Source organism: Burkholderia sp. BCC0097, assembly GCF_902832985.1.
Classification (GTDB): domain Bacteria; phylum Pseudomonadota; class Gammaproteobacteria; order Burkholderiales; family Burkholderiaceae; genus Burkholderia; species Burkholderia orbicola.
Genome location: NZ_CADFDM010000007.1, coordinates 501,685 through 515,207 on the forward strand (window position 1 = coordinate 501,685; position 13,523 = coordinate 515,207).

The 13,523-nt window shown below is 66.5% G+C and carries 14 protein-coding genes; 3 read left to right on the forward strand and 11 right to left on the reverse strand.

The features are described from left to right. Nucleotides 1–154: 154 nt before the first annotated feature. The 11 genes from HWX07_RS25585 to HWX07_RS25635 form a co-directional block, all read right to left on the reverse strand. Nucleotides 155–2,050, reverse strand: a complete 1,896-nt coding sequence (locus HWX07_RS25585) for a glycosyl transferase (RefSeq protein WP_175878122.1) — start codon at nucleotides 2,048–2,050, stop codon at nucleotides 155–157. 228 nt (nucleotides 2,051–2,278) lie between these two features. Then, complete coding sequence (locus HWX07_RS25590; RefSeq protein WP_175878123.1) at nucleotides 2,279–3,040, reverse strand: SDR family oxidoreductase; 762 nt, start codon at nucleotides 3,038–3,040, stop codon at nucleotides 2,279–2,281. Between the two features lie 22 nt (nucleotides 3,041–3,062). Continuing rightward, nucleotides 3,063–3,644 carry a TIGR00730 family Rossman fold protein gene (locus HWX07_RS25595; RefSeq protein WP_006478242.1) on the reverse strand — a complete coding sequence of 194 codons (582 nt, stop codon included), beginning with the start codon at nucleotides 3,642–3,644 and terminating at the stop codon, nucleotides 3,063–3,065. After that, complete coding sequence (locus HWX07_RS25600) at nucleotides 3,641–4,399, reverse strand: TetR/AcrR family transcriptional regulator (RefSeq protein ID WP_174432788.1); 759 nt, start codon at nucleotides 4,397–4,399, stop codon at nucleotides 3,641–3,643. The genes HWX07_RS25595 and HWX07_RS25600 overlap by 4 nt, the downstream gene beginning before the upstream one ends. A 202-nt stretch (nucleotides 4,400–4,601) precedes the next feature. Next, the gene (locus HWX07_RS25605; protein WP_011694335.1) at nucleotides 4,602–5,138 is read right to left on the reverse strand and encodes a diacylglycerol kinase; all 537 of its coding nucleotides are present in this window, start codon (nucleotides 5,136–5,138) and stop codon (nucleotides 4,602–4,604) included. Beyond that, on the reverse strand, nucleotides 5,135–6,169 hold the full coding sequence (locus HWX07_RS25610; protein ID WP_175878124.1) for a glycosyltransferase family 1 protein: 1,035 nt from the start codon (nucleotides 6,167–6,169) through the stop codon (nucleotides 5,135–5,137). The genes HWX07_RS25605 and HWX07_RS25610 overlap by 4 nt, the downstream gene beginning before the upstream one ends. A gap of 28 nt (nucleotides 6,170–6,197) precedes the next feature. Next, nucleotides 6,198–7,136, reverse strand: coding sequence for a UDP-2,3-diacylglucosamine diphosphatase (locus tag HWX07_RS25615; RefSeq protein WP_006478246.1), 939 nt, complete (start codon nucleotides 7,134–7,136; stop codon nucleotides 6,198–6,200). A 222-nt stretch (nucleotides 7,137–7,358) separates the two neighbouring features. Beyond that, a complete protein-coding gene (locus HWX07_RS25620) occupies nucleotides 7,359–7,865 on the reverse strand; it encodes an RDD family protein (RefSeq protein ID WP_175878125.1) in 507 nt (168 codons plus the stop codon). Nucleotides 7,866–7,871: 6 nt separating this feature from the next. Further along, nucleotides 7,872–8,639 (reverse strand): DUF3106 domain-containing protein, encoded by a 768-nt coding sequence (locus tag HWX07_RS25625; protein ID WP_175878126.1) that lies wholly within the window; start codon nucleotides 8,637–8,639, stop codon nucleotides 7,872–7,874. Between the two features lie 26 nt (nucleotides 8,640–8,665). After that, nucleotides 8,666–9,085: a DUF3619 family protein gene (locus HWX07_RS25630; protein ID WP_011545823.1), complete on the reverse strand. Its 420-nt coding sequence runs from the start codon at nucleotides 9,083–9,085 to the stop codon at nucleotides 8,666–8,668. Then, nucleotides 9,082–9,645: an RNA polymerase sigma factor gene (locus HWX07_RS25635; protein WP_175878127.1), complete on the reverse strand. Its 564-nt coding sequence runs from the start codon at nucleotides 9,643–9,645 to the stop codon at nucleotides 9,082–9,084. Before HWX07_RS25635 ends, HWX07_RS25630 begins: the two co-directional genes overlap by 4 nt. A gap of 355 nt (nucleotides 9,646–10,000) precedes the next feature. Here HWX07_RS25635 and HWX07_RS25640 point away from each other — a divergent pair, with 355 nt between their 5' ends. The 3 genes from HWX07_RS25640 to ilvC all read left to right on the forward strand — a co-directional run bounded on the left by HWX07_RS25640 (nucleotide 10,001) and on the right by ilvC (nucleotide 13,490). Beyond that, a complete protein-coding gene (locus tag HWX07_RS25640) occupies nucleotides 10,001–11,764 on the forward strand; it encodes an acetolactate synthase 3 catalytic subunit (protein WP_006478251.1) in 1,764 nt (587 codons plus the stop codon). A gap of 111 nt (nucleotides 11,765–11,875) precedes the next feature. Continuing rightward, nucleotides 11,876–12,367 carry an acetolactate synthase small subunit gene (gene ilvN / locus HWX07_RS25645; RefSeq protein WP_006398781.1) on the forward strand — a complete coding sequence of 164 codons (492 nt, stop codon included), beginning with the start codon at nucleotides 11,876–11,878 and terminating at the stop codon, nucleotides 12,365–12,367. Nucleotides 12,368–12,473: 106 nt separating this feature from the next. Continuing rightward, nucleotides 12,474–13,490, forward strand: coding sequence for a ketol-acid reductoisomerase (gene ilvC, locus HWX07_RS25650; protein WP_006478252.1), 1,017 nt, complete (start codon nucleotides 12,474–12,476; stop codon nucleotides 13,488–13,490). The last annotated feature ends 33 nt before the right edge of the window (nucleotides 13,491–13,523 follow it).

Sequence of the window (13,523 nt, forward strand, 5' to 3'; positions counted from 1 at the left end):
ATGAGGGAGCGGGGCGGCTAGCGCCCGGACGCTTGCGGGTTCGTGCAGGCGCGGGTGCGGCAGCACAGGCTGCGCACTGGTCGGGCGGATTGCCGCCACCTATGCCGAAGAGGAAAGTGAAGGCGGGCAGGAGGGCGCATCGCGCCATCCTGTATCACTGCAAATGCTGTTCGGGCGTGCGCACGTAGACGCGCAGCAATTCCTCGTTGTCGCCCGGGCGGGCGCCCGTCCAGAACAGCTTCCATTCGCTGCCCGGCGCCGGATCGACGGCCCGCACACCCTGCACGATCATCCACGTGCAGCGCGTCGTCTTCGCGTCGTCGATCGGCGTGTGCTCGATGCCGGAGAAGTAGTACAGCATCGGCGCTTCCGATTCGCCGAGCCCGTGCAAGCTCGCCATGCAGTCGCCGTCGTTCCATTCGAGCGCGAGATGCGCGTTCAGGTCGTCGAACACGGAGCGGTAGCTCTTCGCGACGTCGAGCCACGGCAACAGTAGCGTATAGATGAGCCCCCACGCGACGAGCGCGCCGGCGCCCCACGACAGCGCGCCGCGCCACAGCCCCGTCGTGCGCAGCTTCGGCAGCAGCGTCAGCCAGCCGACCGTCAGCGCGAGCGCGCCGGTCACGAGCGCGGGCTGGATCGGCATCGTCCAGTCGAGCGGCAGCCAGCGGCCGAGCAGCGCGAGGTCCGCGCGCGATGCGGCCGGATCGGCCATTACCGCCCAGATCGCCCACGCGAGCACGACCACCGTGCCGAACAGGATGCGGCTCAGGTAATCCCACGCGAGATGCAGCCGGCGCGGCAGGCGGTCGATCGCCTGCGCGGCGACCAGTGCGAGCGGTGCGAAGAACGGCAGGATGTAGAGCTGGCGCGACGTCGCGGACACCTGCAGCACCACGAGCCCGATGCCGGCGAACAGCACCGGCAGCGCGATGCGCGGCGCACGCCAGTCGCGCCATGCGCCGCGGGCGAGCGCGACGATCGCGAGCGGCGCGACCGGGAAGCCGACGGTGAGGAACGCGCGCAGGACGAAGAATGGCTTGTCGTTTTCCGCACCCAGTTCGGGCACGGAGAAACCGAAGAAGCGACCGACGTTGTTGTCCCAGAACCACGTCATGAAGAGCGTTTCGGAGCGCAGGAACAGCGCGGTCGGCCAGATCAGCGCGAACGGTGCGAACACGAGTGCGGCGACGCCCAGCGCGCGTGCGAACGAGCGGGTGCGGCAGGCCGGGTAGAGCACCAGCGTGCACACGAGCGTGGCAGCGAACACGAGCGGCACGAACAGCCCTTTCGCCATCAGCGCGATGCCGACGCCCGCGCCGAAGACCGGCGCGGCCCAGCGGCTCGCCGGATGCACCGGCAGCCCGTGCCGCATCTGCTGCGCCCGCGCGACATGCTGCATCACGAGTTCGAGCAGCCCGCAGAACCCGATTGCCGTGCCGGCAAACAGCGCGACGTCCGTCATCATGTCGTGCACGTGCTTGATGACGACGAGCGTGCCGGCGCTGAGTACCACCGGGCCGAGCACGCGCAGGTCGAACCAGGTGTCCGCGCGGCTGGCCACGCGGGCCGCGCGGGCGATGAAGCCGAACGCGAGCGCGGCGAACAGGGCGCTCGCCAGGCGCGCCGCGTCGTGCAGCGGCATCACGCGCTGCAGCAGCCACGCGAGGCTGGTCGCGACCCACGCGTAAAGCGGCGGCTTTTCCATGAACGGCAGGCCGGCATTGGTCGGCACGACGAAGTCGCCGGTCTCGAGCATGTGCTGGATGATGCCGAACGTGTAGGTTTCGTCCTGTTTCCACGGATCGTGGCCGAGCACACCGGGCAGCGTGTACGCGCACACCAGTGCGGCGATGAACAGCCAGGCGCGCCAGCCGAGCAGCAGCGAGCGGTCGCGCGGGGCGCTGATCGTGGCGGCGGTTGAGGCGACGACGGGCGTGCCGGCGACGTCGAGCGTCGCGAGGACGTCGGTATCGGCGGTCGAGCGGGTGTGCGCGGCCGGGGCGGGCACGGACGTGCGTCGCCGGCTGGGCGCTGCGGTTCCAGGCATGGAAAAGATCTCGGGTCGAGTCGAGGCGGTCCGGCGACATGGGCGGGACCGATAAGGGATTACATCCGGCTAACGGACAGGATGTTTAAGACACCTGTCTGAATGACCGCTAGTAGAGCACGGAATTGTTACGGATGTTTACTGAAACTGTCACGGAATTGTGGAGATTTGTGGCGCCGTGACCACGGGGCGTTTTCGGCGGCGCGTATTGTTGCGCCACGCGTCAGCTTAGCGGCCGCCGCCGACGTCGAGCAGGGCGCCTGTCGTGTAGGAGGCCGCATCGCCGAGCAGCCAGACGATCGCCTCCGCGATCTCGTGCGCCTCGCCCGCGCGGCCGAGCGGCGTTTGTGCGCCGAGCCGGGCCGCCCGGCCCGGCTGGCCGCCGCTTGCATGAATTTCGGTCTCGATCAGGCCGGGGCGCACCGCGTTGACGCGCACGCCATGCGGGCCGAGTTCCTTTGCCAGGCCGATCGTCAGCGAATCGACCGCGCCTTTCGAGCCTGCGTAGTCGACGTACTCGTTCGGCGAGCCGAGCCGCGACGCGATCGACGACACGTTGACGATCGCGCCGCCGCGGCCGCCACGGTCGGTCGACAGCCGGCGCGCGGCTTCCCGCGCGCACAGGTAGGCGCCGAGCACGTTGGTATCGAACATCCGCCGCAACCGGTCGACCGGCATGTCGGCGAGCGGCATCGACGGCGCGACGATGCCTGCATTGTTCACGAGCGCGTCGAGGCGCCCGAACGCCGCCGCAACCGTATCGAACATCGCGACGACGTCCGCCTCGTTCGCGACATCGCCCGCGACGATGCACGCGCGGCCGCCCGCGTCGCGCACGGCCTGCGCGGTCAGTTCGGCCGCCGCCGCGTCGCGCGCGTAGTTGATGCCGACGTCCCAGCCGCGTTCGGCCGCGAGCACGGCGGTCGCGCGGCCGATGCCGCGGCTCGCGCCGGTGATGAGGACTGCCTTGCGGTCGAACGGTACGGTCATCGCGTGCGGTTTCCGGTGAGGATCACTTCGCTGCGTCGGGCGCCCACTTGTCGCGGGCGGGCGGCTGGTAGTGGCGCAGCCGCTCGATCAGCGCGACGGGTTCCGATTCGACGCACAGCGCGTCGAAATAGGCAGGTCGCATGAAGCCTTCGTCGACCGTATGGCGCAGCAGCGCGATCAGCGGATCGTAGAACGAATCGATGTTGTAGAGCGCGACGGGCTTGCGGTGATAGCCGAGCTGCGCCCATGTGTAGACCTCGAAGAGCTCCTCGAGCGTGCCGGCGCCGCCGGGCATCGCGACGAACGCGTCGGAGAGGTCGGCCATCATTTTCTTGCGATGGTGCATGTCGGGCACGACGTGCAGTTCCGACAGCCCCGTATGGCCGACTTCCTTGTCGACGAGCAGTTCGGGGATCACGCCGACCGCACGGCCGCCGGCCGCCATCACTTCGTCGGCGATCACGCCCATCAGGCCGACGCGGCCGCCGCCGTACACGAGCGTGAGGCCCGCGTCGACGAGTGCACGGCCGAACGCGCGCGCGGCGTCGGCATAGACGGGCCGCACGCCGGACGACGAGCCGCAGTAGACGCAGACTGCCTTCATTGCTTGGCGTCCTTGGCGGGCGCCTGCCCGGTGACAACGGGGCTGTCGGCCGGACGCGGCGAACCGTCGCGCGGCGGCAGGTAGTCGGTGAACTGGCGCTTGGGCAGCTTGCCGGAGACGAGGTCGTCGAACAGCTGGCGCGAACGGCCGCGCAGGTACGGGGCCATGATCGAGATCACGTGCATGCTCACCTGGTGCAGCTCTTCGCGGATCGCGTCCTGGTCGTTGTATTTGCGCGGATGCATCACGTACTGATACGACAGCCAGTACGTCGAGATCACCGCCATGTTGGTGGCGATGACTTCGATCTCGGCGGGCGTCGCGACCATTTCGGCATCGGAGACGAGCAACTCGCACATGTCGTGCGCGAAGCGCACCTTGTGGCTGATGATCTGCTTGAAGTGCGTCTCGAGCGTGCGGTTGCGTGCGAGCAGGTCGTTGAGGTCGCGATACAGGAACCGGTAGGTCCACATGAAATCGGCCATGTACTGCAGGTACGACCAGGTTTCGTCGATCGTCGGACGGTGATCTTCGGGGAAGCGCAGCCGCCGTTCGATCTGCTGCTCGAACTGCGCGAAGATGCTGTTGATGATGTCGTCCTTGTTGCGGAAATGGTAGTACAGGTTGCCTGGACTGATTTCCATTTCCTCGGCGATCGTCGTGGTGGTGACGTTCGGCTCGCCGATCTCGTTGAAGAGTTTCAACGACAACTCGAGAATCCGTTCGCGGGTGCGGCGGGGAGGTTTCGCTTCCATGTCGTCCGGCCCTGTGTGTGCCGGACTGGCGGGCGCTGCAATCGATGCTGCGTGATTCGTCCGGCGCGGGTTGCTGTTCTATGTCTAGCGGACGATTATAAACCGGGGTTTCGCCACATCGGGGCATTTCATGATCGCGGCCCCCGCGCGGCGCATGGTGCAGCGCCGCATGGGGGTGGCGGGAAAGACGCCCGACAATTGCCTAGAAGCCGAGCCAGCGTGCGACGACCGGCCCGAGCACGAAGCCCCACGTCGTCACGCACGCGAACAGCGCGACCGTCACGGCCGCGCTGCCGAGGTCCTTCGCGCGCTTCGAGAGTTCATGGCGCTCGAGCGAGATGCGGTCGATCGCGGCTTCGACGCTCGAGTTGAGCAGCTCGACGATCAGCACCAGCAGCACCGAGCCGATCAGTAGCGCGCGCGACGCGGCCGGCACCGGCGCGAAGGCGCCGATCGGCAGCATCAGCGCGGCGAGCGTGAGCTCCTGGCGAAACGCGCTTTCCTCGCGGATCGCGACGCGAAAGCCGTTCAGCGAATGCTTGAGCGCGAACCACGCACGCGTGATGCCGCGGTGGCGCTTGTACGGGTTCGGCGGCAACGGCGCGAGGCGATCGTCGGGGCCGAGCGGCTCGTGCGGGTGCACGTCCGCGTCGGCGTGCGGCTCTTCCTCGTCGAACGGGCGGTGCCGTGAGGGCGTCGCGGCGGGGGGCGGGATCTTGTCGTTCAGGTCTCGTTTCAAACGGCGGCACCTTCGGCTGGCGAGTACGCGGTCTTCGGCAGCGGCTTCAGATGCGACGCGAACTGCTCGGATGCCGCGCGCCACGAGAAGCGTTCCGCCCACGCGCGCGCAGTCGTGCGTTCGATCTTCAGCGCCTCGAGGCAGGCTTCCTGCAGGTCCTCGTGCATCGCGCCGGCGTCGCCGCCGCTGAGCACGTCGATCGGGCCCGTGACGGGATACGCGGCCACCGGCGTGCCGCAGGCGAGGGCTTCGAGCAGCACGAGGCCGAACGTGTCGGTGCGACTCGGGAACACGAACACGTCGGCCGCAGCATACACCTTCGCGAGCTCCGCCTGTGACAGCACGCCGAGATAGTTCGCCTCCGGGTAGCGCGACTTCAGCTCCGCGAGCGCGGGGCCTTCGCCCGCGACCCACTTCGAGCCGGGCAGGTCGAGGCGCAGGAACGCCTCGACGTTCTTCTCGATCGCGACGCGGCCCACGTACAGGAAGATCGGCCGCGCCGTGTTGAGCACCTTCGACTCCATCGGCCGGAAGATGTCGAGATCGACGCCGCGGGTCCACAGCACCACGTTCGTGAAGCCGAATTTCTCGAGATCCTGCTTGACGACCGGCGTCGGCGCCATCACCGCGAGCGACGGGCCGTGGAACCAGTGCAGGAAGCGGTAGGTGGCGGCGAGCGGAATACCGAAGCGCGCCTGCACGTATTCCGGAAAGCGCGTGTGGTACGCGGTGGTGTACGGCAGCTTGCGGGCGCGCGCATAGCGCCGCGCGGCCAGGCCGAGCGGGCCTTCGGTCGCGATGTGCAGCGCGTCGGGAGCGAACGCGTCGATCCGCGCGCGCAGCTTGCGGTACGGCAGGATCGACAGGCGGATCTCGGGGTAGGTCGGGCAAGGCACCGTGCGGAATTCCAGCGGCGTCAGCATCTCGACGCGGTGGCCGAGCGCCGTGAGTTCGCGCGACGTGCTCTTCAGCGTGCGCACGACGCCGTTGACCTGCGGTTCCCACGCGTCGGTGACGATCATGATCTTCATCGCGGCATGTCCTGTAAGTAGGGTTGTGTCAGGCAGCGGCCTTGGCCTTGCGCGACGTGGTCTCCGACGGCGCGGTGCGCATCACCGTCCAGTAGACGATCTTCAGTTCGCCTTCCATCGTTTCGACGAGCGCGGACAGGCTTTCGACCCAGTCGCCGTCGTTGCAGTACAGCACGCCGTCGATGTCGCGGATCTCGGCCTTGTGGATGTGGCCGCACACGACGCCGTCGCAGCCGCGGCGGCGCGCCTCGTCGGTCATCACGGTCTCGAACTGCGAGATGAAGTTGACCGCGTTCTTGACCTGGTGCTTCAGGTACTGCGACAGCGACCAGTACTGGAAGCCGAGCCGGCTGCGGATCCGGTTGAACCAGCGGTTCAGCACGAGGATCAGCGTGTAGAGCGTGTCGCCGAGGTACGCGAGCCATTTCGCGTGCTGGATCACGCCGTCGAACAGGTCGCCGTGCACGATCCACAAACGTTTGCCTGCGAGCGTCGTGTGGAATGCCTCGCCGCGCACCTGGATGTCGCCGAACGCGAGATCGCAGAACTGCCGCGCCCCTTCGTCGTGGTTGCCGGGGATGTAGACGACCTGCGTGCCCTTGCGCGCCTTGCGCAGGATCTTCTGCACGACGTCGTTGTGCGCCTGCGGCCAGTACCAGCCCTTTTTCAGCTGCCAGCCGTCGATGATGTCGCCGACGAGGTACAGGTATTCCGAGTCGTTGTGACGCAGGAAATCCAGCAGGTATGGCGCCTGACAGCCGCTCGAGCCGAGGTGGATGTCGGACAGCCAGATGGTGCGGTAGCGATGGGCGGACGGCTCGGGGTCCTCGTGCTGCGTGGTGTGCGCGACGGGCGGCTTGTGCGACACCACGCCGTCGGTTGCCCCCGAGCCGGACAGGAACGCAGTGGCGGCGCGGGCGCCGATGGGGTGACGAAACAGTGAGGTCGCGGACGTTTTCTGGCCCATGCATGACTCGCGCCGGTTGACATTACCGGCATTCCGCCATGCGGGCGTGACTGTGCCATGACAGTCACGAGACGTTCTTATTACGGCCGTTGAAGCGTGTTTAGCAGTGAATGAGCGGGCGTTGCGTCATCTGCCGAACTGAACGGCCGAAGCTTGTCCGGCAAGGCCGTCCGGAGGGAAGGGGCGCCGAGCGAGCGGCTTTCGTCTGGCGAATGCGGCGCGTCAGCGCGGTATCGCGACGACGCGGGTGCGCGCGATCCGGTCGTGCGGGAACTGGCGGCCGGCGTGCAACCGGGCGGCGCCGGCCCATACGACGATCCATGCGGCGGCGAGCGCGAGCGTGACGGGTACCGACAGGCCGAGGAGCGGGTGCAGCGCGAGCGGCGGCAGGAACCACAGCCAGCCGAGCACGTAGCGGACGAGCGCGTGTCCGGCGCTCAGCGGCCGGCCGCTCGACGATTCGAGCCGCAGCCGCCAGGTTTTCATCGGCAGGGTCTGACCGCCGTGCGTCCAGAACCACACGAAATACGCGCCGACGACGAGCGCGATCCATGCGGCAAGCAGGTTGTGATGGACGAGGCCGTTGCGTTGCTGCGTCGCGAGGCTGAACGCTAGCCCGGCGAAGAACACGACGCCGAACAGCAGCACGCCTTCGTAGAGCAGCGCGGCAAGGCGCCGTCGCACGGACGGCGCGGCGGTCGAGGCTTCGGGCGCGCGGGCGTGTGCCACGGCCGTTCAGGAACCCTTGAACAGCGAAGGCGCGTCGGCGGGCGACACCGGCGCCACGGCGGCCGGGGCGGATGCGGTGCCGGACGTCGACGACGCGGGCACCGGCTGCACGGCGACGCCGGCCGACGCGGGCGCCGGGGCGGCGGCCGCGCCGCTGGCCGGGTGTTCGTGCGAATTGACGAGGCGGCGGACGTCACGGTCGGCGACGGTCGGCGGCGCGCTGACGACGCTCGGCTTGCGGCGGCGTTCGGCGGCGGCAAGCCGTTCCTTCTGCTCCTCGGGGAGTTGCTGGTAGGCCTTCCACGCGCGCTCGCGCGCCTGCGCGGACAGCTCCTTCGCGCTCTGGTAGTTCTCGCGTGCGACGCGGCGCTGCTCGGGCGTCATTTTCGCCCATTCGGTCATCCGCTCCTGCAGGCGCTTCTGGTCATCCGGCGACAACTTCGCGAAACGCGATGCGATCTTCAGCCATTTACGCTTGCGGGCATCGCTGAAGCCGTCCCATTGGTCGGCGAACGGGGCGAGGGCCGCGTGCTGCGCCGGCGTGAGCCGCGCCCACGACAGCGGGCCGGCGGCGGCCGGCAGCGGCAGGGGAATCGGCAGCGGGGGAAGCTCGGTGGTCAGCCCGGTCGCGGCCGACGCCGGCGCGGCGGAGCTGGTGGTCGCGACGGGCGTCGTCGCGGGGGCCGGGTGGAATCGGGGATACGTGGCGACGTAGGAAACGGCGATCGCGATCACGCATCCGAAAAATACGGCCAGGCCGCGCTTCTGACTCACCCGTACGATCCCCTCGTTATTGTCTGTTAGTGAGCGCGCGAAAGATACGCGTTGAACCCGTGATCGAGATACGCGTTGAGCGGCAGGTCGTCGCTGAGCATCGCCGCGTCGATGTCGGCGAGTTCGGCGGTGCGCTGCATGTCTTCCCAGTACGCGATGCCGACGAGCCCCGCGAGCAGCAACGCGAGCGGCCATGCGCGCAGCAGGCGGCGGCCGAACGACGTCGGCGGCCGGTTCGCGGGCGTCGGGCCGTAGGCGCCGGCCGCACCGGCGAAGGCCGGCACGAACACCGGCGCGGTCGCGGCTTCGGGCTTCTTGCGCGCGAGCGCGGCCCGGCGGGCGACGGCCAGCCGATCGGTGGTCGCGGCAGGCAGCGCGGCCGCGCGCTCGTCCAGCGCACGGCGCACCTTCAGCGCGAATTCGTGTTCTCGGTTTGCGGAGCTCATAGCGTGATTCCTTTGGCCTTGAGCGCTTGCGCCAGGGTATGAGTGGCTCGTGAGCAGTGCGTCTTGACGCTGCCCTCGGAGCACCCCATTGCGGCGGCAGTCTCGGCGACATCCATATCTTCCCAATAACGCATCAGGAACGCTTCCCGTTGACGCGCCGGAAGTTTCTGGATTTCTTCGTCGATCAGGGCCAGAACCTGCTCTCGTTCGAGGCGGTGCTCGCTGCTCTCGACGCCCGCGTTGTCGTCCGCGGATTCGAGTGTTTCGAGCGGGTCGAAGTCGTCGTCGTCGGTGTTGTTCAGCGACGAGAAGAGCGTCACCCACGTATTGCGGACCTTCTGCCGGCGGAACCAGTCGTGGATCGCGTTCTGCAGGATCCGCTGAAAAAGCAGCGGCAGCTCGGCCGACGGCCGGTCGCCGTATTTTTCCGCGAACTTGATCATCGCGTCCTGCACGATGTCGAGCGACGCATCGTCGTCACGCACGGCGTACGCAGCCTGCTTGAACGCGCGCCTTTCGACGCCCGCCAGAAAGTCGGCGAGTTCCTTGTCTGATGCCATTCCGTGAAGGTATGCGCTGCGGCCCGCTGCGTGGTGTAAAAGGTCGAAAAATTTCGTAAAACCCGCGGATGCTATCAAATTTTCGCGCGGCTTGGCACCGGGTCGGGCGCTGCACGTTGCGCGCGAGCCGCGCCGGCGGGGCGCCCGGCGGCGTGCATGATGCGCTGCGGGATATTTTGCTTGACGGCCCCAGCACGACCCGCTATCGTCAGCGATTCGCAACATGAAGTGATGGTCTCATTTGAGGCTGGCCCAAGAAGCCCGCCCTTCAAACTGGACGCGCCGCTTGAACCCGAGCCACAAGCCCGGCAGAGAGCACCCGATCAATTTTTTGCCGAAAATTCGAAAGGTCAAAATGAACATGCCCAGCGCGGAATTCTCCACGTCGGAACCCCTTTCCCCTCCCGATAGCGACTCCATCGGCGGTACCGTGCTCATGAAGGCACTGGCCGACGAAAACGTCGAATTCATCTGGGGCTACCCCGGCGGCTCGGTTCTCTACATCTACGACGAGCTGTACAAGCAGGACAAGATTCAGCACGTGCTGGTGCGCCACGAACAGGCGGCCGTGCACGCAGCCGATGCGTATGCGCGCTCCACCGGCAATGTCGGCGTCTGCCTCGTGACGTCGGGCCCCGGTGTCACCAACGCGGTGACCGGCATCGCAACGGCTTACATGGATTCGATCCCGATGGTCGTGATCAGCGGCCAGGTGCCGACTGCCGCGATCGGCCAGGATGCGTTCCAGGAATGCGACACCGTCGGCATCACGCGCCCGTGCGTGAAGCACAACTTCCTCGTGAAGGACGTGCGCGATCTGGCGGCAACCGTCAAGAAAGCGTTCTATATCGCCCGCACCGGCCGTCCGGGCCCGGTGCTGATCGACATCCCGAAGGACATCTCGAAGACGCCGTGCCAGTACGAGCCGATCAAGAGCGTGTCGCTGCGTTCTTACAACCCCGTCACGAAAGGCCATTCGGGCCAGATCCGCAAGGCCGTGTCGCTGTTGCTGACCGCGAAGCGTCCGTACATCTATACGGGTGGCGGCATCATCCTCGCAGACGCGTCGCGTGAACTGAACCAGTTCGCGGACCTGCTCGGCTACCCGGTCACGAACACGCTGATGGGCCTCGGCGGCTATCGCGCGTCGGACAAGAAATTCCTTGGCATGCTCGGCATGCATGGCACGTACGAAGCGAACATGGCGATGCAGCACTGCGACGTGCTGATCGCGATCGGCGCCCGCTTCGACGACCGCGTGATCGGCGACCCGGCGCACTTCGCGTCGCGCCCGCGCAAGATCATTCACATCGACATCGACCCGTCGTCGATTTCGAAGCGCGTGAAGGTCGACATCCCGATCGTCGGCGACGTGAAGGAAGTGCTGAAGGAGCTGATCGAGCAATTGCAGACGGCCGAGCATGGCCCCGACACCGAGGCGCTCGCGCAATGGTGGAAGGACATCGAAGGCTGGCGCGCGAAGGACTGCCTGAAGTTCGACCGCGAAAGCGAGATCATCAAGCCGCAGTACGTGGTCGAAAAGGCGTGGGAGCTGACGGACGGCAATGCGTTCGTGTGCTCGGACGTCGGCCAGCACCAGATGTGGGCCGCGCAGTTCTACCGTTTCAACAAGCCGCGTCGCTGGATCAACTCCGGCGGCCTCGGCACGATGGGCTTCGGCCTGCCGGCGGCGATGGGTGTGAAGATGGCCCATCCGGACGACGACGTGCTGTGCATCACGGGCGAAGGCTCGATCCAGATGTGCATCCAGGAATTGTCGACCTGCCTGCAGTACGACACGCCGGTGAAGATCATTTCGCTGAACAACCGCTACCTCGGCATGGTCCGCCAGTGGCAGCAGATCGAATACAGCAAGCGCTATTCGCATTCGTACATGGATGCGCTGCCCGATTTCGTGAAGCTCGCCGAAGCGTACGGCCATGTCGGCATGCGGATCGAAAAGACTTCGGATGTGGAGCCGGCGCTGAAGGAAGCGCTGCGCCTGAAGGACCGCACCGTGTTTCTCGACTTCCAGACCGATCCGACCGAAAACGTCTGGCCGATGGTACAGGCCGGCAAGGGCATCACCGAGATGCTGCTCGGATCGGAAGATCTGTAACGGCGCGACGCGCGTCTGGCCGGATGCGGCCGCCTTCACGAAGGGCGGTGCGGCACGCGGCGGCGCGCGGCGCGAGTGAATCGACACGGACACATTCTGGAAGAAGCGAACATGAGACACATCATTTCCGTCCTGCTGGAGAACGAACCGGGCGCGCTGTCGCGCGTGGTCGGCCTGTTTTCCGCACGCGGCTACAACATCGAAACCTTGACGGTGGCGCCGACCGAAGACCAATCGCTGTCGCGGCTCACCATCGTTTCCATTGGCTCCGACGACGTGATCGAACAGATCACGAAGCATCTGAACCGCCTGATCGAGGTGGTGAAAGTGGTGGACCTGACCGACGGTGCACACATCGAACGCGAGCTGATGCTGATCAAGGTACGTGCAGTGGGCAAGGAGCGCGAAGAAATGAAGCGGATGTCGGATATTTTCCGAGGCCGCATCATCGACGTGACCGAAAAGACCTACACGATCGAATTGACGGGCGCGAGCGACAAGCTCGACGCATTCATCCAGGGGCTGGACGCGGGCGCGATCCTCGAGACCGTGCGCACCGGCAGCTCCGGCATCGGACGCGGCGAGCGCATCCTGAAGGTGTGATGCCGACATAGCCAGAAAAGGCACGCCGGGTGCGCCGTCATGTCCCGGCCCGCAGTACTCCATCCGAACGAATTATTGAATTTTTTGAATTAGCGAAGGAACCATCATGAACGTTTTCTACGACAAAGACGCCGACCTCTCCCTCATCAAGGGCAAGCAAGTCACGATCATCGGCTACGGCTCGCAAGGCCATGCACACGCGCTGAACCTGAAGGACAGCGGCGTGAACGTGACGGTCGGCCTGCGCAAGGGCGGCGCGTCGTGGAGCAAGGCCGAAAACGCCGGCCTGTCGGTCAAGGAAGTCGCGGAAGCGGTGAAGGGCGCGGACGTCGTCATGATGCTGCTGCCGGACGAGCAGATCGCCGACGTGTACGCGAAGGAAGTCCACGCGAACATCAAGCAGGGCGCGGCGCTCGCGTTCGCGCACGGCTTCAACGTGCACTACGGCCAGGTGATCCCGCGCGCCGACCTCGACGTGATCATGATCGCGCCGAAGGCACCGGGCCACACCGTGCGCGGCACGTACTCGCAAGGTGGCGGCGTGCCGCACCTGATCGCCGTGGCGCAGAACAAGTCGGGCGCGGCACGCGACATCGCGCTGTCGTACGCGGCGGCGAACGGCGGCGGCCGTGCCGGCATCATCGAGACGAACTTCCGTGAAGAAACCGAAACCGACCTGTTCGGCGAGCAGGCCGTGCTGTGCGGCGGTACCGTCGAGCTGATCAAGGCGGGTTTCGAGACGCTGGTCGAAGCCGGCTACGCGCCGGAAATGGCGTACTTCGAGTGCCTGCACGAGCTGAAGCTGATCGTCGACCTGATCTACGAAGGCGGCATCGCGAACATGAACTACTCGATCTCGAACAACGCCGAGTACGGTGAGTACGTGACCGGCCCGCGCGTCGTCACGGAAGAGACGAAGAAGGCGATGAAGCAGTGCCTGACCGACATCCAGACGGGCGAGTATGCGAAGAGCTTCATTCTCGAGAACAAGGCAGGCGCCCCGACGTTGCAGTCGCGCCGCCGCCTGACGGCCGAGCACCAGATCGAGCAGGTCGGCGCGAAGCTGCGTGCGATGATGCCGTGGATCGCGAAGAACAAGCTCGTCGACCAGACGAAGAACTAAGCACCCCGTGCTGTTCCGGCCCTTCGAGCGGAG

Excerpts from the sequence above, each read along its gene's own strand:
- HWX07_RS25600 (WP_174432788.1), bottom strand. The coding sequence starts at position 4,399 with ATGGAAGCGAAACCTCCCCGCCGCACCCGCGAACGGATTCTCGAGTTG.
- ilvN (WP_006398781.1), top strand. The coding sequence starts at position 11,876 with ATGAGACACATCATTTCCGTCCTGCTGGAGAACGAACCGGGCGCGCTG.
- HWX07_RS25635 (WP_175878127.1), bottom strand. The coding sequence starts at position 9,645 with ATGGCATCAGACAAGGAACTCGCCGACTTTCTGGCGGGCGTCGAAAGG.
- HWX07_RS25615 (WP_006478246.1), bottom strand. The coding sequence starts at position 7,136 with ATGGGCCAGAAAACGTCCGCGACCTCACTGTTTCGTCACCCCATCGGC.
- ilvC (WP_006478252.1), top strand. The coding sequence starts at position 12,474 with ATGAACGTTTTCTACGACAAAGACGCCGACCTCTCCCTCATCAAGGGC.
- HWX07_RS25610 (WP_175878124.1), bottom strand. The coding sequence starts at position 6,169 with ATGAAGATCATGATCGTCACCGACGCGTGGGAACCGCAGGTCAACGGC.
- HWX07_RS25590 (WP_175878123.1), bottom strand. The coding sequence starts at position 3,040 with ATGACCGTACCGTTCGACCGCAAGGCAGTCCTCATCACCGGCGCGAGC.
- HWX07_RS25630 (WP_011545823.1), bottom strand. The coding sequence starts at position 9,085 with ATGAGCTCCGCAAACCGAGAACACGAATTCGCGCTGAAGGTGCGCCGT.
- HWX07_RS25640 (WP_006478251.1), top strand. The coding sequence starts at position 10,001 with ATGAACATGCCCAGCGCGGAATTCTCCACGTCGGAACCCCTTTCCCCT.
- HWX07_RS25585 (WP_175878122.1), bottom strand. The coding sequence starts at position 2,050 with ATGCCTGGAACCGCAGCGCCCAGCCGGCGACGCACGTCCGTGCCCGCC.
- HWX07_RS25595 (WP_006478242.1), bottom strand. The coding sequence starts at position 3,644 with ATGAAGGCAGTCTGCGTCTACTGCGGCTCGTCGTCCGGCGTGCGGCCC.